The sequence below is a fragment of the Shewanella litorisediminis genome, assembly GCF_016834455.1.
GTDB lineage: Bacteria > Pseudomonadota > Gammaproteobacteria > Enterobacterales > Shewanellaceae > Shewanella > Shewanella litorisediminis.
On the sequence record NZ_CP069213.1, the window covers coordinates 1,710,825 to 1,732,785 of the forward strand.

Sequence of the window (21,961 nt, forward strand, 5' to 3'; positions counted from 1 at the left end):
TTGTTACAAAGTCTGAACAGGTAAAATAAAACGCCCGCGTGCTGCGGGCGTCGTTTGCGGCTGAGCTTACCGTGTTACTCAGGGGCGATATGGGGATGGCGGTAGGCTTCGCGGTAACGGTCAACCCACATGGCGGTGGCGCCACAAATGGCCACCGGCATCACGATAAAATTCACCACAGGGATCATCGAAAACAGGGTGACTGCCGCACCAAAACTCATGCTGGTGCCCTTGGTTTGACGCAGGGCAAAACGCATGTCGTTAAAAGGCACCTTGTGGTTATCGAAGGGATAGTCGCAGTACTGAATCGCCATCATCCAACTGCTGAACAAAAACCACAGCACCGGGGCGACGGTTTGCCCAACCAGCGGCACCCAAAACAGCAGTAAAAACAAGATTGCGCGGGGCAGATAATATTTAAGTTTCAGCCATTCACGGCCAAGGATCCTCGGCAGGTCCTTGATTAAATCTTGGGTTGAGCCCGTGTACAGTGGTTTGCCGGTAAGCAGCTGCTCCACCTTTTCAGCCAAGAGGCCATTGAAGGGGGCGGCAAGCCAGTTCATAACAGAGCTGAAAATAAAGGCCATCACCACCAACATGGTCAACACTGCCAGGGGCCACAGCAAAAAGTTCAGCCAGGACAGGTATTCAGGAAGTTGGCCGCTGATATAGGCAAAAAGCTGCTCCAGCTGGCCAAAAGCCACATAAAAGGCACCGGCAAACAGCAAGAGGTTAATCATCAGCGGAATAAAAACAAAGGTTCGCAGGCCGGGGCGGCGGATAAGTTGGAAGCCTTCCATAAAGTAGTTAAACCCACTCTTGGCCTGGCGGGCGGATTCCCGGGTAGATGAAAGCGACGGTCGTGACATAAGGGGCTTTGCTCCAAACGTTTGTGTTTGCAGGCATTGTCAGCCAAGGCCTGCCAAGGTTGCAAGGTTGAAATTGTGGCGAAATACGTCCAGCTCGGCCACGGGTCATCGCATTGGCCTGTGTTTGTGTGGCCTGGCCCTCCTTTAGGGTGATAAAAACGTTACAAATTCAAATGGGCTTTGGTAAAGTTGGCAGCAAACAACAGGAATGAAGGCTCCCGCCCATCGGCGGGGCAATTTTATCATCGGCGCTACGGCTGTTTTGTCAGCCCCTGAAGCGATTTGACTGGCATTATGAGACTGAAACAAATAAAACTTGCTGGCTTCAAGTCGTTTGTCGATCCCACCAGGATCCCATTCCCCAATCCCTTAACGGCCATCATAGGCCCCAACGGCTGCGGCAAGTCCAATGTGATTGATGCCGTGCGCTGGGTGCTGGGCGAAAGCTCTGCCAAGCATCTTCGCGGCGACTCCATGACCGACGTTATCTTCAATGGCTCAAGTGCCCGCAGACCCGTGTCAGTTGCCGGAGTGGAACTGGTATTCGATAACCGGGAGGGGCGCCTTGGCGGCCAGTACGCCAGCTATGAAGAAATCGCGGTAAAGCGTCAGGTCAGTCGCGATGGCGAGTCGTTGTATTTTCTCAACGGCCAGAAGTGTCGCCGCAAGGACATCACCGATCTCTTTATGGGTACCGGTCTTGGGCCGCGAAGCTACGCCATTATCGAACAGGGCATGATTTCCCGACTGATTGAATCCCGGCCGCAGGAACTTAGGGTCTTTATCGAAGAGGCCGCCGGGATTTCCCGCTATAAAGAGCGGCGCCGTGACACCGAAAACCGCATCCGCCATACCCGCGAAAACCTGGAGCGTCTGGGCGATATTCGTCTGGAGCTGGGTAAACAGCTGGACAAACTTGCGGTGCAGGCCGAGGCCGCCAAACGCTATCGTGAATACAAACAGGCTGAACGGAGCACCCATGCCGAGCTGCTGGTGATGCGCTATCAGGAAATCTGTCAACAGGCCGAATCCCTTGGCCGCGAAATCGCGCAGCAGGAATTTTTATATCAGGGTGCCAAAACCTCGCTGGAAACCACCGCCGCCAGACTCGACGAGCAAAAGTTTTTGCTGGCTGGCCTGGTGGATGAAGAGCAGGATACCCTCGAGGCCTACTATCTGGCCGGTACGGAAGTGGCGCGCCTCGAACAGCAGCTGTCTCATTTGGAAGAGCGCAGTCACAGTCTGCGAAGTCGGGGCGCCAGCCTTGCCGACGAGATAGCGGCGCTCATGGCCACACGGGATACGTTGGAGGCATCGCGGCTTGAAGCGTCCGATAAGCTTGTCGGGCAAGAGGATGCGTTACTGGAGCTCGAAGAGACCCAGGAGGCATGGAGCCAGAGCGCTGAAGAAGCCGATGAGGTACTTGAGCAACTTAAAGATGCCCAGACCCTGGCAGAGCGCCGACATGCCGAGGCGAAGGCCAACCGTGAACTGACCGTCCAGCGGCTCATCCACCTTAAACAGGTCAGCCAAGAAAAGGCGCAGTCGCTGTCGGGATACCGCCAGCAACAACAGGCAGGGGGCGATGATGACGCAGAGGCCACAGCGCCGCCGTCGCCGCAAATTCTTACCCCTGTGATGGCCAAATTCGAGAGCGCCAAAGCGGCCGAGGCCCAGGTCAAGGCTGCGCTTACGGAGTGCGAGCAGGCCCTTGCACAGTGCCGTGGCCAGCAGAGCGAGGCTCAGGGGCGTTTTTCTGTACTCTCAAGGCTGCTCGAAAAAGACAAAGGTAACCAGGACCCGGCAGGACGTGGAGTGGCCAAACTCTGGCAGCGCCTCGATGTATCGGCGGGTTGGGAGACGGCTGCAGAGCTGCTGCTTGGGCATCTTCTGGAGCAGCCTTTGGCGGATAATACGGCCTGTGGCGAAGAGGCTTCCCAAGGCCTGGGATTTCGGTGTCAGGAAAGGGGCGACTGGGGCATCATGCAGGCGCCGGTCAATCTTGCGCCCTGGCTTGATGGTATTGGCTTTGCCGAGAGTTTTAATGAGGCTTTGGAACGCCTGGTCGGAACGGCTGACAGCACACTTTTCGCCACCAAAGATGGTTATCTGGTGGGCCATGGATTTGTACTGCAAAAACACGGTGCAGGTACCGACAAGGTGGCGCTTAAAGCCGAAGCCGAGGCGCTTGAGGCTCGCATTGGTCTTATAGAGGCAGAACTTGCTGAACTTGAGCGGGCGGTGACAGAGCAGCGAGATGCCCTGAACCTTGCCCGTATTCACCGTGAAGCTGTTGAAGCCGAACTCTATGAGGCCAAACAGGTTCTGGCGCGGCAGCAAACCCTGTGGGAGGCCAGTGTCGCCCATCAGGCCCAGCGCGCCAAACAACGTGCTTTCATCGATGAACAGATTCAGCGTTTGACCCAACAACACGAGCAGGCTTTGCTTGAGCTCGAAGTGGCAGACGAAGCCCTGATGCAGCAGGAAGAAGCATTGGAGCAGGCAGCCGATGCCCTGGCTGAGGCCCGCGAGCGGCTTATCCCAGCCAGACGCCTGGCTGAAGAGCGGCGTGCCTCGGTCGCAAACATCGAAAAATCGGTAGAAGTGGCAAAAGCAACACGTGCCGAACTCGCCACGTCTCTCGCCCTTATCACCCAGCAACTGACGTCGGGACAGGAGCAACTGTCAAAATTATTGACGCAAAAAGCGACCCTGGACGCCGAACTTAAAGCCCAGTCTGAGCACAGTGGGGACGCCGACCGTGACGCCTTGTCGGTGAAATTGCGGGAGCAGCTTGCCACTCAGCAGACAAGGCAAACGGCGCTGGCCGAAAACCGTAGCCGACAGGCGCAGGTTCAGGAACAGATAGATGCTTTACTATTGAAGCAAAAACAAGAAGTTGGCAAGATAGACCACTTGACTCATACCCTCGAATCGTTAAAGCTACGACGGGAAGGTTTAAAGGGGCAGGGCGACACCCAACTTGGGCAGTTGGCCGAGGCCAATATACGCCTCAATGAAGTGTTGCCAAGCGTACCTTCCGATGCCTCTGTGGAAGAGTGGCAGCAACGTTTGGAGAAGCTTCGCAGTAAAATCAGTCGCTTGGGCGCCATAAATTTGGCGGCGATTGAAGAGTACGATGAGGCAAAGGCGCGCAAGGATTATTTGGACGAGCAGGACAGGGATCTTGAGCAGGCACTGGAAAGTCTTGAAGAGGCTATCCGGAAGATTGACCGGGAAACCCGCAGCCGTTTCAAAGCGACCTTTGAGCAGGTCAATGCCGATCTCGGTACCTTGTTCCCCAAGGTGTTTGGCGGCGGCAGCGCTTATCTTGCGCTCACCGACAATGATTTACTGGAAACCGGCGTGACCATTATGGCGAGGCCACCCGGGAAAAAGAACTCCACAATTCACCTGCTATCGGGTGGTGAAAAGGCGCTGACCGCTTTATCATTGGTGTTCGCAATTTTCAGGTTGAATCCAGCCCCTTTTTGTATGCTCGACGAGGTCGATGCACCGCTGGATGATGCCAACGTTGACCGATTCTGCCGGCTGCTGCAGGAAATGTCGGCCAGCGTGCAGTTTATATACATCAGCCACAATAAGATAACCATGGAAATGGCTGATCAGTTGGTAGGTGTGACCATGCATGAGCCCGGCGTATCCCGCATCGTTGCGGTGGACATCGAAGAAGCCGTGGCCATGGCACACACGGAATGAATTCAGGAAAGACAGGGTATCCAATGGAAGATTTACAACTGGTTTTGTTTGTGCTTGGCGCCATCGCGATCGTGGCGGTGCTTGTGCATGGTTTTTGGTCTATCAGAAAACAGCAGCCCAGAGCCATTAAAGAACAACCCAGAACCCCCTACGCCATGTCTCCCGGGCGTCGTGATGCCGAAGGCTTTGACGCCGATGGCATAGGTGAAGTCAGGGTACGTAAACTGGCGCCGGACGATACAAAGCCAGAGGCTGCCAAAACGCCACACAATGATGCCTTTTCCCTGTCTGACGAGCCCAAGGTACGCCGTGTCAAAGAGCGTCATGAGCCTGTGATGGACACGCATCGTGCGGCTGCGCCAAGCCATGCAAACCATGACAACCGCGCCCATGTCGAGCCGGCGTCGCCCGCCGCCAGGCAGGTGCAGTTGGGGCTGCTGGATGACTTGGATCAGGAGCCTTCCCCGGAAGACTTGTATGAGGATCTGAACGACTTTGATGACGGCTACGATGCTGAGTATGACCCCTATGATAATCAGCAGTCGTCTGTGAGTCGTCCCGAGGCCGCGCAGGCTGCTGTCACTCAGGCTCAAACAACTCAGGCTCAGACCCAGGCCCAGGCCCAGGTAAAGACAGAAGAACCGCTGCCGGACCCCCGAGATGTGCTTGTGCTGCACGTTGTGGCCCGTGAAGGCCTGGTGCTGGCCGGTGCAGAATTGCTGCCATGCCTGCTTGAGCTGAATTTCAAATACGGTGATATGGAGATCTTTCACCGTCACGAAGATAACGCAGGTAACGGCAAGGTGCTGTTTTCGCTGGCAAATATGCTTAAGCCCGGCACCTTTGACCCCGACACCATGGAGCAGTTCAATACCCACGGCATAGTGCTGTTTATGACTCTGCCTTGCCACGGTGAAGCTGTGATGAATTTTTCCTTGATGCTGAACTCCGCCTGCCAGCTGGCGGACGACCTCGATGCGCTGGTACTCGATGGTCAGCGCCAACTCTGGAGCGATGCCACCAAGGCACAGTATCTCGCCCGAATTCGCGCCAGTGCATAACAAGTTATTGATTTACAAAGTGGGGCCGCATGAGCGGCCCCGCGCATTTCCAAGGTACCATCATGCAAGTCAAAGCCGAAATTCAACGTCTTACCGCTGAAATCAATCGCCACAACATTGCCTATTATGTGCAGGATGCACCCAGCATTCCCGATGCGGAATACGACAGGCTGATGAACCAGCTCAAAGCGCTGGAAGCCGAGCATCCGGAGCTTGCCGAGCCCGACTCGCCAACCCAGCGAGTGGGCGGGGCTGCACTCGATAAGTTCGAGCAGGTCAGCCACCTGAAACCCATGCTGAGCCTGGATAATGCCTTTAACGAAGACGACTTTGCTGCCTTTGATAAGCGGCTCACCGACAAGGTGGGCCCTCAGATCTACTGCGCCGAACCCAAACTCGACGGTCTGGCGGTAAGCCTTATATACCGCAATGGCCTGCTTGAGCGCGCCGCCACCCGCGGTGATGGCGCCGTGGGGGAAGACATCAGCGTCAATGTGCGCACCATCAAGTCGGTGCCATTGAGATTGCAGGGCGATGATATTCCGGCGCTTGTGGAAGTACGTGGCGAAGTCTTTATGCCAAGGGCTGCATTTGAGGCACTGAACGACAGGGCCCGTGCCAGAGGTGACAAACTCTTTGTTAACCCACGCAACGCAGCCGCCGGTAGCCTGCGTCAGCTCGACAGCAAGATAACCGCTGAGCGATCGCTGGCCTTTTATGCCTATGCCCTCGGCGTAGTGCAGGACGACAATGGCGACGATTTGGCGCTTGCCGGCACCCATAAAGGGCAGCTCGAACGCCTGTCGGCCTTTGGCCTGCCAGTGAGTAAAGAGGTCAAACTCTGTGAAGGCCTTGCTGAGGTCATGGCCTATTACGCCGATATCCTCAAGCGCCGCGATGAGCTGGCGTTTGAAATCGATGGCGTGGTTATCAAGGTAAACGATATCGGGGCGCAGCAGCAGCTCGGCTTTGTGGCCCGTGCGCCGCGCTGGGCCATTGCCTTTAAGTTTCCCGCACAGGAAGAAATGACCCTGCTGGAAGGCGTTGACTTTCAGGTGGGCCGCACCGGCGCTGTGACCCCGGTCGCCCGCTTAAAACCCGTGTTTGTGGGGGGCGTGACCGTGTCCAACGCTACCTTGCACAATGGTGATGAAATTGCCCGTCTCGGGGTGAAGATTGGCGATACCGTGATTATTCGCCGCGCCGGCGATGTGATCCCGCAGATTGTGGCCGTGGTGCCGGAGCGCCGCCCCGAGAACGCGCAGGACATTCTGTTCCCCGACAATTGCCCCGTGTGCGGTTCACTGGTGGAGCGGATTGAAGGCGAGGCGGTGGCACGCTGCAGCGGTGGGCTTTTCTGTGAGGCCCAGCGCCGTGAAGCCATCAAGCACTTTGCCTCCCGCAAGGCCATGTATATCGATGGCATGGGCGACAAGGTGGTTGAGCAGCTTATCGATAAAGAGCTGGTGGAAAGCCCGGCGGATCTCTTCAAGCTCAATGTGTCCAAGCTGACGATGCTTGAGCGTATGGGCACCAAGTCGGCCACTAATCTGGTCGCCGCCATTGAAGAAGCCAAAACTACCACCTTACCCAAGTTCCTGTATGCACTGGGTATTCGGGAAGTAGGGGAGGCGACCGCTGCCAACCTGGCAAAGCATTTTCTCACCCTGGATGCCATCAAGGATGCCGATGTTGACGCCCTGATGCAGGTAGAAGATGTGGGCACAGTGGTGGCTCAGCACGTGGCACACTTTTTTGCTCAGCCCCATAACCTTGAAGTGATAGATGCGCTTATTGCGGCCGGCGTGAACTGGCCTGCCATCGAAAAGCCCTCGGCGGATGCGCAGCCGCTTCTGGGCCAGACCTGGGTACTCACTGGTACTCTCACCAGTCTTAGCCGAACCGAAGCCAAGGCAAAACTCGAAGCCCTGGGGGCCAAGGTGGCGGGCAGCGTGTCCAAGAACACCCACTGCGTGGTGGCAGGGGAAGCTGCGGGCTCCAAGCTCGCCAAGGCCCAGGAGCTGGGTATCCCGGTATTGGATGAAGCAGGCCTGGTTGAGCTGATAGGTCTCTAATCTGCTTTAAAAACTTATCCAGTTGAAAAAACGTCAACTTCAGGTTGGCGTTTTTTTGTTGCCCGAATCAAGTAAATAAAATATACAATATCCTGCAACATAAATATAACAACCGGAGAAGACACATGCACTCATCCAGATCTATCATCGCCGCCAGTTTGCTGCTGGCACTCACCAGCACGGTTTCCTACGCCAAGGGCCGCCCCGGTACCAATCCCACCGAACCTGCCGATCCCGATGTGGTGTTGCCTGTCCGTGTGGCTTGCAGCGCCACTATCAATTTGTGGGCACAGGATATGACTGACCCGCAAGTTGCCGATACCTGCGCGCAGCTGTCAGCGCAGGAAACTGATTTCCACCAGAGGATGCAAACCTTTGGCGTGCCGGTAGCCGACGATTACAACGATAGCCTGCGGGTGGTGGTATTCGATGATTACACCCAATACGACAAATACGGCTATGAGCTTTTCAATATCAACACCAACAATGGCGGGATCTATATTGAGGGCAATCCGGCGGATGTGAACAATCAGGCGAGCTTCTACGCCCACGAAGCCGACTGGCTCAGACCTGAGTTTGAAATATGGAACCTGCGCCACGAATATATTCACTATTTGGATGGACGATTCGTGAGCTATGGCGGTTTTAATTTTTACCCCGGCAAGATGGTTTGGTGGTCTGAAGGCTTGGCCGAGTATCTGTCTCAGGGTACAGATAATGCGACTGCGGTAAATTTGGCAATCAATACCCGCGTAAGCCGCCGTCCTACCCTGTCCACCATCTTCTCCACCAGCTATCGCGACGGCACCGACAGAGTATATCGCTGGAGCTATCTGGCCATTCGCTTCCTGTTTGAAAATCATCAGGCGGAAGTGTTGGCGATGACCGAGCACCTTAAAAACAATAACTTTGCCGGCTATGAGGCCGCGTTGAACGATTTTTCAGCCAACTATCAGAGCGAGTTCGCCAACTGGCTAAATGGTCTGGCACCGCAAAAAGTCACCAGCCGTGACAGCAAGCGTGAAGAAATGCTGCAGCGCCATGCCGAGCGTCATGGCCGCAATCAGTAAGCCTGAAACTGTGGCAGCTGCTGCACACCTGTAACCTAATCAAGAAAGGTCCGCTTCGGCGGGCCTTTCTTATTCGAGGGGCTTGAATCGAGCCCTTGTCGCCCCCAATTCAACACAAAGCCATTACCGGACCATGAGTTGCTTAAGTTCGAACATATCCGCTGGGTCGATGAAAAGGGCCATATCAAACCACCACTGGGGCTGTATTTGCTGCTGACGTTTCTTGCCCGCGGCTGGGTGGTGTTTGTGGCGTCGTTGACTCAGTTCAGCGACAGGGCAGGCCTGGTGCGGCTGTTTTACCCACACAAGGAAAGTTTTTTGCTGGCCCTCGCGACCGGGTTTGGGGCTTTGCTGTGTTATGGACTGATTATCCTTGAGCGTAAGGCGCGGCCGGACTGGGCGATGAGCCTCTTCAGCCATTTGAAATGGCTGCTGTGGCCCTTGCTGGTGTTGGATGCCGCGATGCTCTGTGCCCGTTTGTTTTCCAGCGGCTTTTTATTTTCATGGACGGCGGCAGCCGATGCGGTACTGATTTTCTGGTTCGCCATTTACCTGCATAAATCCAGCCATTTAAGACTCTATCTGGCAGACTGGAAGCGTCCTGTCATTCATCAATGAGTGGCTTGTCCAGGGGCCTGTTGACCAAGCACCCGTTACCTGCTCAGCAGGTACGTAAAGATTCACAGGCGTTTTATGTATCGCAGATTCAGTCCGGGGCTGATGCAGCTTGATAGAGTGCGCTGAAAAAAAAAGCGCTGCCGGGGCAGCGCCAACATCTGAGGGCTGATAAGCCGAAACCTACCTTCGCCCCTTGACCAACAAAAGGAATGTAACCTGAGTCACAGGCGTGAACCTGTGGTCAGGGACAATTGACAGCAACACAATCCACCGCGGGGCTCGGGGTGTGCAACACCGCAGTGACAGTATCATTATGAATAAAGTGGATAATGTATACAATATGTAAATGCTGAAAACAATTCAACCAGAGTCGCTGGTGTCAAATAATGCTCCATTGGCCGTAAACTTGGCATATAAATATTTGCCTTATGCAGAATATGGATTTACGCTTTTAATTCATAGGATTGGCGCGCTGTAAACTGCCATTCCGTCACCGAGGTTTTTATACCCCTCTTCGGAGGCTTTGATTGGCCAAAAGCAACCCCATCTCCATTCCGGTCTCAGAACTCAGATTGGGACTCACAGTAAAGCTGCCGCTGTCCTGGACGGAGCACCCGTTTCTTATCAATCGAATTGAATTGAAAGAACAGGCCCAGATAGAAATGATCCGTGGCCTGAAAGTACAGCATGTGTTGGTACTGGCCGGGGCCGAGCTGCTGGATGAAGATGTGCCCAAAGAAGAAGTGCCAATCGAAGATGATGGCTTTGACGAAGACATGCCTGAGCGGGATGTTAAGCGGGAGGCGAGAGTCGCAATACGTAAAAGCCAGAAGCGTTTTTTGGACTGTGTTAACGAAAGCCGAAGCCTGGTGGGGAAACTTGGCAGCGACCCCGAAGGGGCTTATCGATTGTCTGCGACCCTGGTTGAGCAGATGCTGGAACACTTGTTTGAGCAAGAGGCTGCTTATCTCGCGCTCGTGAGTGCAGGTGAGCAAGGCGCGTCGGTTACCCAACATGGGATCAGCGTGGCAGTGTTGTCGCTGATCATTGCCAAAAGCATGGATATGCCCAAAAAGGACATGCGAGATATCGCCCTGGGTGCGCTGCTGCACGACATAGGTAAGCTCAGGGTACCTGACAACATCCGCCGAAAGCGGGGGCCGCTCACCACGCAGGAAATCAACTTTATGAACCAGCATCCCAATTATGGTCATGAGATGCTGAGCCGAAATGGCCTGTTTCCAGAAGAGGTGCTGCACATTATTCGTCATCATCACGAATTTATTGATGGTACAGGTTTTCCTGATGGTCTTAGCGCGAAAAAAATACCAAGAACCACGCAAATCGTGGCACTGGCCAATGATTTTGAAGATCAAATGACCAGTCACAGTATTGCCTCGCCCCAGGTTGCACTGGGCTATTTATTCAAACACAGAGTAGGCAAACACGACGAGGCCCTGATTTCTACTCTGGTGAAGGTCCTCGGCATTTATCCGCCCGGCACCCTGGTTCACCTCACCGACGGCTCTTTGGGCAAGGTGATGATGACCACACGGGAAGTAAAGCAGCCTCAGGTGTGGGCGTGCAATGCTGCCGGGGGCGATCCCGGACTCAGAATATTGATGAATGAAGACGTCAGTATCGACAGGGTTATCAAAATCGAAGAGCTTTCCGAAGCTGCGATTCGGGTGTTACAGGCCGATGCGCCCATCAGCTATTATTTTGCCGCGCTGGAAGCTTGAGTTTTCTGCACAGGTGCGTATTCTGAATCCCTCATGTAGCCTTACTGGGATTGACCTGTTACTTCATGTTTGATTTTAAAACCATTTCTATTATCGGCTGTGGCTGGTTCGGCTTACCACTCGCCAGGCTTCTCAAGAGTAAGGGCCTCACGGTTAAAGGGTGCAAACGTACTCCTGCGGGAGTGGACGTACTCACACAGGCAGGCATTGAAGGCTATTGTGTGGATTTGGACCAGGATGCAGCTCTGCCTGAAGGACTCCTCGATGCCGATGTGCTGGTGATTAACCTGCCTCCCGGCCTTCGCCGTGGTGATACAAGTTACCTTGAGCGTCTCGTCAAATTGAGGGATGCCATAAAAACGCCTCCCAAACGATTGATTTTTATCAGCTCTACAGGGGTTTATCCTGATCTTCCCCAACTGCTTGATGAAAAAGACAGCGGTGCACATTCGCCCACAGCCGCAATCTTGCTGGGCGCTGAAGCCCTGTTTGCCGGCTTTGACACTACTGTGGTGCGCTTTGCCGGACTGGTGGGGCCTTTGCGCCATCCGGGGCGCTTTTTTGCCGGTAAACAAGACATAGCAGGTGGTGCTGTGCCGGTTAACCTGGTGCATCTAACGGATTGCATTGACGGTGTCACTGCCCTCATCTTCGCCGATAAAGTGGCAAGTTGTTATAACCTGTGTGCACCTCAGCACCCCGCCAAGGCCGAGTTTTACCGAATGGCCGCACAGGCTGCCGGCTATGAGTTACCAGAGTTCATTGCCGATGACGACACCGACGGCAAGCTTATCGACGGCAGCTTGATTTGTCGCTTGCACGGTTTTGTCTATTCGTACCCCGATCCTCTGGCGATGCTCAATGCGCCGGGTGCGTTTTAATTGGTTAAAGGAGATTGTCCATGAAAGCTTCCTTGAAACTGTTGGGCCTCCTTGGCAGTTTGCTGCTGTCGTTGTCCTCCATGGCGACCACCTTTGAAGAAGGAAAGGACTACGTCAGGGTAGAGGGGTTCAATGAGAGCCACACACCTGTGCTGAGGGAGTTTTTCTCTTATAACTGCCCTCATTGTTACCGGATGGACCACACCATCGAAGAAACCGTGGGTTTGGTCGCCAACGAGGTTCGTTTCGAGCGAACACCGGTCGGGGCAGGGCGCAAACCCTGGCAAATGAGTCAGCTGGCATATTATCTGGCACAAACCTTCAAGGTGACCGCGCAGACCCACGGTGCCATTTTCAAGCAGGTGCAACAGGTCGCGCCGTTTCAGTCTGAAGCCGATGTGAAGCAGTTTTTTGTGTCCCAAGGGCTTAAGGCCGATGAACTGGATAAGGCATTGGCGTCATCCGACCGCAAGCTTGCCATGATGACCTTTGATACAGAAACACAGCTGTCGGGGATCCGTGGTGTGCCAAGCCTGCTCGTGAATGGCAAATACATGCTGAACATACAGGGACGCAGCAGCAGCGAAATAGCCGAGCTGGTGCAATACCTGGTCAAACAGTAAAAATACGCTGTAGAAGAAACGCCCGGCACTGCCGGGCGTTTTGCTTTGTTAGACCTAGGTCGGAATGGACGTGATAAATACGAATTGATGTATCGCGTTAGATTTTATTCAAGCTGTTGTTATTAAATTAAAATTTCTATTTTAGATGCGATAAGCAATCATCACTTAGACTAAGGTCGTGATTGAGGTCACACTCCGCCTTGTTAGATTAACCCTGACTTAACTTAATTATTACAAACACAGGGGAGTCACAACAATGGCATTCGAAAGCAACGAAAAGGCTCAAGGTTACTGGCGCGAGAATCTTCGCCTGGTGATCAGCCTGCTGGCAGTGTGGTTTGTCGTATCTTACGGATTCGGCATTCTGTTGGTGGATGTGCTCAATCAAATTACCTTCATGGGTTTCAAACTGGGATTCTGGTTTGCTCAGCAGGGTTCCATGTACGTGTTCGTGGCGTTGATTTTTATCTACGCAGCCAAGGCGAATGCACTCGATAAAAAATATAACGTTCACGAAGACTGAGGAGCACGGCAATGGATGTTAAAACTCTGACATACCTGATTGTGGGGCTCTCATTTGCCCTCTATATAGGTATCGCAATCTGGTCCAGGGCTGGATCGACCAAAGAATTCTACGTGGCTGGTGGCGGTGTGCCTCCTGTGATGAACGGTATGGCCACTGCGGCCGACTGGATGTCTGCAGCATCATTTATCTCTCTGGCGGGTATCGTGTCCTTCGTCGGCTACGATGGCTCTGTATACCTGATGGGTTGGACCGGTGGCTATGTGCTGCTCGCGCTCTGTATGGCCCCCTACCTGCGTAAATTCGGCAAGTTTACCGTGCCTGACTTTATCGGTGAGCGCTATTACTCTCAGGCGGCGCGCACTGTCGCCGTGGTGTGTGCCATCTTTATCTGCTTTACCTATATCGCGGGTCAGATGCGCGGCGTGGGTGTGGTGTTCTCACGCTTCCTTGAAGTGGAAGTCGATACCGGCGTCTACATCGGTATGGCAGTGGTATTCTTCTACGCCGTGCTCGGCGGCATGAAAGGTATCACCTACACCCAGGTGGCCCAGTACTGCGTGCTTATCTTCGCCTTTATGGTGCCCGCCATCTTCATCTCTGTGATGATGACAGGTCACGTTATTCCTCAGCTGGGTTTCGGTGCTGAGCTGATTGATGCGGCAGGTAACGGTACTGGCGTGTATCTGCTTGATAAGTTGGACGGCTTGTCCACCGAACTTGGCTTCTCACAGTACACCGAAGGCTCAAAGAGCATGATAGACGTGTTTGCTATCACTGCGGCCCTGATGGTGGGTACTGCTGGTCTGCCACACGTTATCGTACGCTTCTTCACTGTACCTAAAGTAAAAGATGCCCGTTCAAGTGCCGGTTGGGCGCTGGTGTTCATCGCAATCATGTACACCACTGTGCCTGCGCTGGCTGCTTTCTCCCGCGTGAATATGATTGAAACCATTAACGGTCCAGATGCCACTGGTGTGGCGTATGAAACCGCACCTGGTTGGATCAAAAACTGGGAAAAGACCGGTCTTATCAAGTGGGACGACAAGAACGGCGATGGCAAGATGTACTACACCAAGGGCGATGCCAACGAGATGAACATCGACCGTGACATCATGGTGTTGGCGACCCCTGAAATTGCCAATCTGCCAGCCTGGGTAATTGCTCTGGTGGCGGCCGGTGGTTTGGCTGCGGCCTTGTCTACTTCTGCGGGTCTCTTGCTGGTTATTTCAACGTCAGTGTCCCACGACTTGATGAAGAAAGGCTTTGCTCCCAATATCTCGGATAAACAGGAGCTGCTGTATGCCCGTATTGCCGCGGCTGTAGGTATCGTGATTGCCGGATATTTCGGTATCAACCCACCCGGATTCGTGGCAGCGGTTGTTGCGTTTGCCTTCGGTCTGGCTGCGTCGTCACTGTTCCCCGCCATCGTAATGGGTATCTTCTCCAAGAAGATGAACAAAGAAGGCGCCATCGCCGGTATGGTGGTTGGTCTGGGCTTTACTGCGGCTTACATTGTGTACTTCAAGTTCGTAAACCCAGCGGCTAACGTACCTGCCAACTGGCTGTTCGGGATCTCCCCTGAAGGTATCGGGATGATTGGTATGCTGATTAACTTCGGTGTCGCCGTGATTGTGGCCAAGCTGACGTCAGCCGTGCCTGTCCATGTGGAAGAGATGGTTGAAGGTATCCGCTTCCCTAAAGGTGCCGGTGGTGCTCAGGATCACTGATAACACCCAGAAGGGTTAACAAAAAACGGCGCTCATGCGCCGTTTTTCTTTTGAGAATCCCGCTTTTACTTAGGTCGAATGGTGACATTGAGAGCGGCTGCCTTATAGTGGAACCAAGACAAGATGCGTAATGCACTAAGCGGATGATTTGTATGGATGCCAGCGAAATTCAGCCCCTGACCCAGTTTCTCAGGCAATTGGTGCCCTTTGACTCTTTGCCGGAGGCATCTTTGCTGGCCAGTGTGCGGCATCTGAGTGTGGCTTATTACAGTAAATCCATGGGACATGTTCCCCTGGATGAATCCCATCCAAGGCTTTATATCGTCCGCAGTGGTGCCTTTGAGGTGCGTGATGAAGAGGGCGAATTGGTAGATCGCCTGGGGGAAGGGGACTTTTTTGGCTTCCCTTCGCTGCTTTCCGGTGAAGCCATTTCCAACAAGGTGGCCATTCTGGAAGACGGACTGGTGTATCAACTCAGTCCAGATATGTTCAACAACTTACGGCAGGAAAGTCGCGACTTTGACCGCTTTTTTAATCGCGCCTTTGCCAAACGCTTGCGCCATCAGGGCAGATTCAAAGCCAAGGAACTCACCACCACGAGCCGCATCAGTTCGCTGATGACGGGCTCGCCGCTCACCATAGATTGCAGTCACAGCATACGCCAGGCGGCGATGATGATGCGCGACGCCAGGGTATCGTCGTTGCTGGTGACTGATAATCACAAACTCTGCGGCATTCTTACCGACAGAGATTTGCGTAACCGGGTTTTGGCCGAAGGTTTTGACGGCACATTGCCGGTGCATCAGGCCATGACCCGAAATCCGGTAACCATAGGCGCAGGTGCTTTGGTATTCGAGGCCATGCTTGCCATGAGTGAGCGCAATATCCACCATTTGCCCGTGCTTGAGGGCGAGATGCCGGTGGGGGTGATATCCAGCACCGATATTTTAAGGAGTCAGGGCTCGCAGCCTTTGATGCTGATTGGTGAGATTGAACGGCAAAAGGATGTGGCCAGTCTGATTGGAGTGAGTAAAAAAATCCCCGAATTACTTCAGAGCCTTATCAGTGCCGATGCCCGTGCAGAAGAAATTGGCCGGGTACTGACATCGGTTACGGATGCGCTGACCAGAAGGTTGATACTGCTGAATCAGCAGATTTTGGGACAGGCTCCCATGGCGTTTTGCTGGCTCGCCTTTGGCTCTCAGGGGCGTCAGGATCAGGCTGCCTGCTCCGATCAGGATAACGGATTGCTGCTTGCCGGTGAGCCTGATGAGCATGCCGCCGGCTATTTTGAGGCGCTGAGCCGCGCCGTGTGCAGTGGTCTTGATGAGTGCGGATACCGCTTTTGTCCCGGTGATATCATGGCGCAAAATCCCAAATGGCGTATGTCACTTGAGCGCTGGCAGAAGGTGTTTGAGCACTGGGTTAAGGCTCCCGAACCCAAGGCCTTGATGCACGCATCGATATTTTTCGATATGAGGCCTGTGTTTGGGCCTCAGAGCCTGTTCGATGCTTTGCAGGACAAGGTGCTTGCCGGAACCAGGGACAATGACATCTTTCTCGCCGGCATGGCGGGAAACAGCCTCACTGAAGCGCCGCCTTTAGGGTTCTTTCGTAAATTTGTACTCGAGCGGGATGGAACGGAAGTCAAAGGCATTGATTTAAAACACAAAGGCAACGCCCTGATTAATGACATCGCCCGTGTATATGCCCTCTCGGCCGGCATTAAGGAAGTGAATACCGCCAAACGTATTCGGGCCCTGATGGAGCTGGGGGTGATTGGCCGAAAAGACGCGCTTAACCTCGCCGATGCCCATGAATTTATTGCCCATATGCGACTTGCCAACCAGGGTGTGCAATACCGGCAGGGGCAGGAAATCACTAACTATCTCAAGCCGCAGCAGCTGTCTTCCCTGGTGCGCCACCAATTAAGAGACGCCTTCAAGGTCGTGCATGATGCCCAGTCGGGGCTCAGGCTTAAATTTATGCGGAGCTTTTAATGGTTTCCCGGGCTTTTTTGCGCCCGCGCCTGTGGTGGCGCAGCCGTACCATAGAGGATAGTCTTGCCCGCGCCTTGGTCGACAGCCAAAGAGCGCTCCTGAGTGTTACAGCAGAGGCAGCTCCCATGCTGGCCCTTGATTTGGAAATGACCGGGCTTGACCCGGGGCGGGATCAGATCCTGGCCATCGGCGTTGTGCCCATCGACGGCGGGGTTATCCAGCTCCAGGACGCCGAGTCGATATTGGTGGAAATTCGGGGCAGCGTCGGACAAAGCGCGGTTATTCACGGGATCACCGACAGGGAGCTTCACAATGCGCTGCCGCTGGCCGAGGCCATGAACTGGCTGATGCAAAAAATGAGCGGCAGAATCCTGGTGGCCCACCATGCACCTTTGGATCTGGCGTTTATCCGCGCCAATATGAATCGCAGCCTGGGAATGAGCATGCCATTGCTTGCCATAGATACCCTGGCAATTGAGCGAAAAAGGCTGCTGCGGGTGCATGAAGTCATTCAGGAGGGGAGCCTTCGACTAGGCGCCAGTCGGCAAAGGTACGGCTTACCGGTTTACGATGCCCACAATGCACTGACCGATGCCCTGTCTTGTGCTGAACTCTTGCTGGCACAGCTTGCTGCTATCGGCGGCGCACGAACCTGTATTGCTGAGCTGGTCACCTTCTGCGATTAGTCATATTCATTTACAGATTTTCATTCTGTTTTTAGCGGCTTTGGTTCTACTCTTCAGTCAATGTCTATTCCCTTGGGAGCGCTTATGCCTTTACCCCTTCTCTGGATTGGTGGCGCCGCACTCGGCGCGTTGGCGTTGGCAGACGCCCGGGAGTCACGTCGACGCTTGCAGTATCAACGTGCCAGAGGCCAGACGGCTATCGAACATGGTGAAAAATCGGTGGTGCTATCGCCGAGTACCTGGCAAACAGGGGGCAAGCAAAGTACCCCGGTGCCCGGCGCTTTGATGTGTTGCCATGTGTTTGGCGTGATTGAACATACCGGTATTTACCTTGGTGATGGTCTGATTGCTGAGCTGCACGGCAGCGGCCTTATCCGCGCGGTTTCGGCAGAGCGGTTTCTCCATGGCCGCACTGGGAGCCGCATTTTTGTGGCGGCAGACGCCAATCATCGGCCACTGGCACACGAAATGGCCACCGAAAGAGCGGCCATGGCACTGTTTCAGTACCGGGATTACGACCTGCTCGAAAATAATTGCCATCGCTTTGTGTGGCATTGCATCAGCGGCGATGAAAGGGAAATAAAAGGCTTTGGCGAGCTGAATCAACTGGTGGCGGCTTTTTATGGCAAAGCCATCTATTGGGATGAGGCCAGGCTCTCTTATCCACGGGAATGAGCTATTCATGGCTGATACTGCAAGGTGCTTTCAAGCCAAATAGCCCCAGCATGGGTTACCGGGGGATTGGCGGTTTAAAACATCATGGGTTGCGGCGGTTATCTACACAGGCTTTCGATGCAATATCCAAATAGCAAAAAGCCACCCGAAGGTGGCTTTTTTAAATACCGCTTTTACTTGCAGAAGTAGTTCACGGCGCGGCTCACCAGCTCAATGCCGGTTTGGTCGCAGGGCGGCAGCTCGGCATCGCTGATGTTCACCGGCGTTATCCGCTCGCCCCATTTCAGTAGCAATGCCGCTGATGTCAGGCCTGCACCAAACGCGCAGGAAAGTATGGTGTCATTGGGCTTGATAAGGCCTTTTTCCAATGCGTCGCAAATGGCAATTGGAATGGTCGCCGCCGACGTGTTGCCGTAGTTGGCAATATTCACGAAGGCTTTTTCTTTCGGAATGCGCATTTTGCTGACCAGGGTATCGATAATGCGCTCGTTGGCCTGATGGGGGATAACCAAATCCACCGCATCCTTGTCTACGCTACATTTTTCCAGTACCTGGGCACTCAACTTACCCATACCGTTGATGGCACGCTTGAAGATTTCCTGGCCGTCAAACTGGATGTAAAAGTCCAGCGATTCTGCGCTGAATCTGTCCATGGCAGTACCAAAGCCAGCCTTGAGGATATCGCGGCCATCGGGGTCGTTATTGAGCTCATAGCCCAATACGCCGCCGGGAACGTCGCTGGCTTCCACTACCACGGCACCTGCGCCGTCACCGAAGAGTACAGCCGTTTCGCGGCGTGACCAGTCCAAATAGAAGGTCAGACGCTCGGCACCTATCACCAGTACTTTTTTGCACTGGCCGCTTTTGATTTGCGAGCTGGCAAGGCCAAGGCCATACAGGAAACCTGAGCAGGCGGCATTGATGTCGAAGGCTGCGCAGCGCGCGCCCACATTGGCCTGCACGGTGGAGGCAATGTTGGGGATCAGGGTATCCGGGCTCGCGGTGGCCAGAATAATCATGTCAAGTTCACTGCCATCAATACCGGCGGCGGCCAGGGCGCGCTGGGCGGCAACAGTGGCAAGCTCTGAGGTATTGACGTGGCTGATGTGGCGCTGACTGATCCCGGTTCTTGGCTTGATCCACTCATCTGAAGTGTCGATGAAGGTGGCGAGATCATGGTTGGTCAGCACGGCTGGGGGAACACATTTGCCCCAGCCGGTAATGGTGGCGTACTGCATTGATAATTCTCTCAAACAAAAAAGGCAGTGCCTTGGGACTGCCTTATATATCCGACAACAGTGCTCGGGATGAGAGCCTGTTGTCTTTTATCATTTGACCTGTTCGGCAACCAGATCGCGAATGGACTCTGCCGCGTGCAGAATGTGCTCGCGCAGCAGAACTACGGCCTTGTCGGTTTGTTTCTGCTTGCAATAAGTCAGCAGATCTCTGTGGTCTTGCTCGGCCCGCGGGATCCCGCCGGTCAGCAACAACTGCAGCCGGATATAACGGTCACAATTGGTATTTAAACCGTGAACCACTTCCAGTGTGTGTGGACGGTTGGCAGCCTGATACAGCGTAGTATGGAATTTGGTGTTGAGCTCGGCCCAGCTTCCAACGGCATCTTCCTGTTTAAAGGCAGATTCCAGTTGTTCCAGCACTTTCTCGGCCTGGATCAGGTCTTCATCTTGCAGATTCGGGATGGCTTTTGCAAGCAGATCTGTTTCAATCAGCGCCCTGAGTTCAAACAATTCGGTCACCTGTGCGACAGACAGCTCGGTAGCGGTGGCACCTTTGTGGGCCTCAAACTTCACCAAGCCTTCGGCTTCCAATTGCAACAGGGCTTCCCGGACAGGAATACGGCTCACGTTGAGCTCTTCGGCCAATGCGCTCTGGCGCAAGGGTTCTCCGGCAGCAATTTCCCCCGAGAGAATCTTCTCTCTGAGAACTTCTACCACGACCTGAGTGCGAGTTTTATGGACGATAGGCGTGTGTCGACTCATTTTTTATTCTTTATACCAAGACATTTTGATCGCCTAAGATTAACGCCAACTCAGGCATAAATAAAGGGAAACCATGGGTTTCCCTTCATCAATTTGCTCAATTTTCCGGTAGTTTAGAACATCATCAATCGGCTTGAACACCCTTTCAGGTCATCCGGTAACAGTGAGTCCGGCATATTTTGGTAACAAAGTGGGCGCATAAAGCGTTTCATCGCTTCGGTTCCCACCGATGTGGAGCGGCTGTCGGTACTGGCAGGGTAGGGGCCGCCGTGGTTCATGGCCCGGGCCACTTCAACCCCCGTGGGCATTTGATTGAACATGATGCGTCCCACTTTAAAGGCCAAACGCGTCACTATGTCACTGAAGTCGGCGACTTCGGATTCCAGCCCATGAACGCTGGCTGTCAGTTGCCCCGGCAGGCATTTCACCAGCTCAAACATCTCATTCTTTGTTTCACAAATCGCCACCAGAGCGAAGGGGCCAAAGACTTCTTCGAGCAGTTCGGGTTGCTTAGTTAAGGCGCTTGCCGCAATGCTGGCAATCATCGGCCGGCTTTGGTGCGCCGCTTCGGCCGCTTGCCCCTGAGCAATCACATTCACTTTTGGCACCACGGCACTGACGGCCTGATTAAAAGCATGGCAGATCCCGGCGCTTAACATGGCAGAGGCACTCTGACGGCTGGCAATATCCGATAAGGCCGCAAGATAGCTCTCAAGCCCCGGGCCTTTGATGGCGATGACAAGTCCCGGGCTTGTACAAAACTGCCCATGGCCCATCATCATGGAATTGACCTGTGCTTCGGCGAGGGCAGGCGCGTCCTTTGCCAGTTTGCCGGGCAGCAATAGTTGTGGGTTAACCGAACCCAGCTCGCCGTAAAAGGGAATGGGCTCGGGGCGCAGAGCGCAGCGGTCAGCAAGAAGGCGTCCGACCTTAAGAGACCCGGTAAAACCCACCGCTTTTACCAGCGGATGTTCAACCAGCGCCACCGACAGCGCGGGCTCGCTTCCCTGGATAAGTGAAAAGAGCCCCTTTGGCATACCGGTCAGGTCAATGGCTCTTGCCATTGCCCGAGCCACCCACTCGCTGGTGCCCGGATGGGACGGATGGCCCTTGACGATGACGGCGCAGCCCGCCGCCAGTGCAGACGCGGTGTCGCCACCGGCGGTGGAAAACGCCAGCGGGAAATTGGAGGCGCCAAACACGGCAACGACTCCCAGGGGCAGCTGGCCCAATTTTAACTCTGGCTTGGGCAGCGGCTGACGAGCCGGATTGGCTTTGTCCATCAAAAGCGGGGAATAGGGTTCACGAAGGACGCTGGCAAAGAGCCGCAGCTGGCCTGTGGAGCGGCCAAGTTCGCCCTTAAGGCGCGCCTCAGGCAGACCGGATTCCAGCATGGCGCAGGCAACAATGGCATCGCCGTCCCGTTCTATTTCGCTTGCCATTGTCTCCAGCAGGGTTGCCTTTTGGTCGGCAGACGTTTGCTGGAATTCCCAGAAGGCGGCTTCTGCGGCAATGGCCGCAGCTTCAACCTCAATAACTGTGCCCTGAGAGAACTCGCCGGGCAGTACCTTGTTGGTGCTGGGGTTGAAACGGGAAAAGGTGGACTCACTTCGTTGCCATTCATGGGCAATAAAATGCCGGCCACAGAGGTCGGTGGTCATAACGACTCCTTTCAAATATCTGGCTTG

17 protein-coding genes are annotated in these 21,961 nt (G+C 54.3%); 13 read left to right on the plus strand and 4 right to left on the minus strand.

The features are described from left to right. Window positions 1-74: 74 nt before the first annotated feature. A complete protein-coding gene (cysZ, locus tag JQC75_RS07435; RefSeq protein ID WP_203326781.1) occupies window positions 75-869 on the minus strand; it encodes a sulfate transporter CysZ in 795 nt (264 codons plus the stop codon). Window positions 870-1,163: 294 nt separating this feature from the next. Between cysZ and JQC75_RS07440 the strand changes: the two genes are divergently transcribed. From JQC75_RS07440 to JQC75_RS07500, 13 genes are all read left to right on the plus strand, one after another. Beyond that, a complete protein-coding gene (locus JQC75_RS07440) occupies window positions 1,164-4,589 on the plus strand; it encodes a chromosome segregation protein SMC (RefSeq protein ID WP_203326782.1) in 3,426 nt (1,141 codons plus the stop codon). Window positions 4,590-4,612: 23 nt separating this feature from the next. Next, window positions 4,613-5,650, plus strand: coding sequence for a cell division protein ZipA (gene zipA / locus JQC75_RS07445; RefSeq protein ID WP_203326783.1), 1,038 nt, complete (start codon window positions 4,613-4,615; stop codon window positions 5,648-5,650). Between the two features lie 62 nt (window positions 5,651-5,712). Further along, complete coding sequence (ligA, locus tag JQC75_RS07450) at window positions 5,713-7,725, plus strand: NAD-dependent DNA ligase LigA (RefSeq protein WP_239002107.1); 2,013 nt, start codon at window positions 5,713-5,715, stop codon at window positions 7,723-7,725. 125 nt (window positions 7,726-7,850) lie between these two features. Next, entirely contained in the window at window positions 7,851-8,795 is a 945-nt protein-coding gene (locus JQC75_RS07455) for a collagenase (RefSeq protein WP_203326785.1), read from the plus strand. 138 nt (window positions 8,796-8,933) lie between these two features. Then, window positions 8,934-9,413, plus strand: coding sequence for a DUF2919 domain-containing protein (locus JQC75_RS07460; protein ID WP_203326786.1), 480 nt, complete (start codon window positions 8,934-8,936; stop codon window positions 9,411-9,413). Window positions 9,414-9,940: 527 nt separating this feature from the next. Continuing rightward, window positions 9,941-11,155: an HD-GYP domain-containing protein gene (locus JQC75_RS07465; RefSeq protein ID WP_203326787.1), complete on the plus strand. Its 1,215-nt coding sequence runs from the start codon at window positions 9,941-9,943 to the stop codon at window positions 11,153-11,155. Between the two features lie 65 nt (window positions 11,156-11,220). Then, window positions 11,221-12,036 carry an SDR family oxidoreductase gene (locus JQC75_RS07470; protein ID WP_203326788.1) on the plus strand — a complete coding sequence of 272 codons (816 nt, stop codon included), beginning with the start codon at window positions 11,221-11,223 and terminating at the stop codon, window positions 12,034-12,036. A 20-nt stretch (window positions 12,037-12,056) separates the two neighbouring features. Then, on the plus strand, window positions 12,057-12,659 hold the full coding sequence (locus JQC75_RS07475) for a thiol:disulfide interchange protein DsbA/DsbL (protein WP_203326789.1): 603 nt from the start codon (window positions 12,057-12,059) through the stop codon (window positions 12,657-12,659). A gap of 256 nt (window positions 12,660-12,915) precedes the next feature. Next, window positions 12,916-13,182 (plus strand): DUF4212 domain-containing protein, encoded by a 267-nt coding sequence (locus JQC75_RS07480; RefSeq protein WP_011759637.1) that lies wholly within the window; start codon window positions 12,916-12,918, stop codon window positions 13,180-13,182. 11 nt (window positions 13,183-13,193) lie between these two features. Then, a complete protein-coding gene (locus JQC75_RS07485; protein ID WP_203326790.1) occupies window positions 13,194-14,912 on the plus strand; it encodes a sodium:solute symporter family protein in 1,719 nt (572 codons plus the stop codon). 152 nt (window positions 14,913-15,064) lie between these two features. Then, window positions 15,065-16,912 carry a DUF294 nucleotidyltransferase-like domain-containing protein gene (locus tag JQC75_RS07490; protein WP_203326791.1) on the plus strand — a complete coding sequence of 616 codons (1,848 nt, stop codon included), beginning with the start codon at window positions 15,065-15,067 and terminating at the stop codon, window positions 16,910-16,912. Beyond that, window positions 16,912-17,598, plus strand: coding sequence for a 3'-5' exonuclease (locus JQC75_RS07495; RefSeq protein WP_203326792.1), 687 nt, complete (start codon window positions 16,912-16,914; stop codon window positions 17,596-17,598). Before JQC75_RS07490 ends, JQC75_RS07495 begins: the two co-directional genes overlap by 1 nt. 84 nt (window positions 17,599-17,682) lie before the next feature. Continuing rightward, window positions 17,683-18,273, plus strand: coding sequence for a lecithin retinol acyltransferase family protein (locus JQC75_RS07500; RefSeq protein WP_203326793.1), 591 nt, complete (start codon window positions 17,683-17,685; stop codon window positions 18,271-18,273). 173 nt (window positions 18,274-18,446) lie between these two features. Here JQC75_RS07500 and JQC75_RS07505 read toward each other — a convergent pair whose 3' ends face one another. From JQC75_RS07505 to JQC75_RS07515, 3 genes are all read right to left on the minus strand, one after another. Further along, window positions 18,447-19,511, minus strand: a complete 1,065-nt coding sequence (locus JQC75_RS07505) for a ketoacyl-ACP synthase III (RefSeq protein ID WP_203326794.1) — start codon at window positions 19,509-19,511, stop codon at window positions 18,447-18,449. A gap of 90 nt (window positions 19,512-19,601) precedes the next feature. Next, window positions 19,602-20,273, minus strand: a complete 672-nt coding sequence (locus JQC75_RS07510) for a GntR family transcriptional regulator (protein WP_203326795.1) — start codon at window positions 20,271-20,273, stop codon at window positions 19,602-19,604. A 113-nt stretch (window positions 20,274-20,386) separates the two neighbouring features. Continuing rightward, window positions 20,387-21,934 (minus strand): aldehyde dehydrogenase (NADP(+)), encoded by a 1,548-nt coding sequence (locus JQC75_RS07515; RefSeq protein ID WP_203326796.1) that lies wholly within the window; start codon window positions 21,932-21,934, stop codon window positions 20,387-20,389. Window positions 21,935-21,961 lie beyond the last annotated feature (27 nt).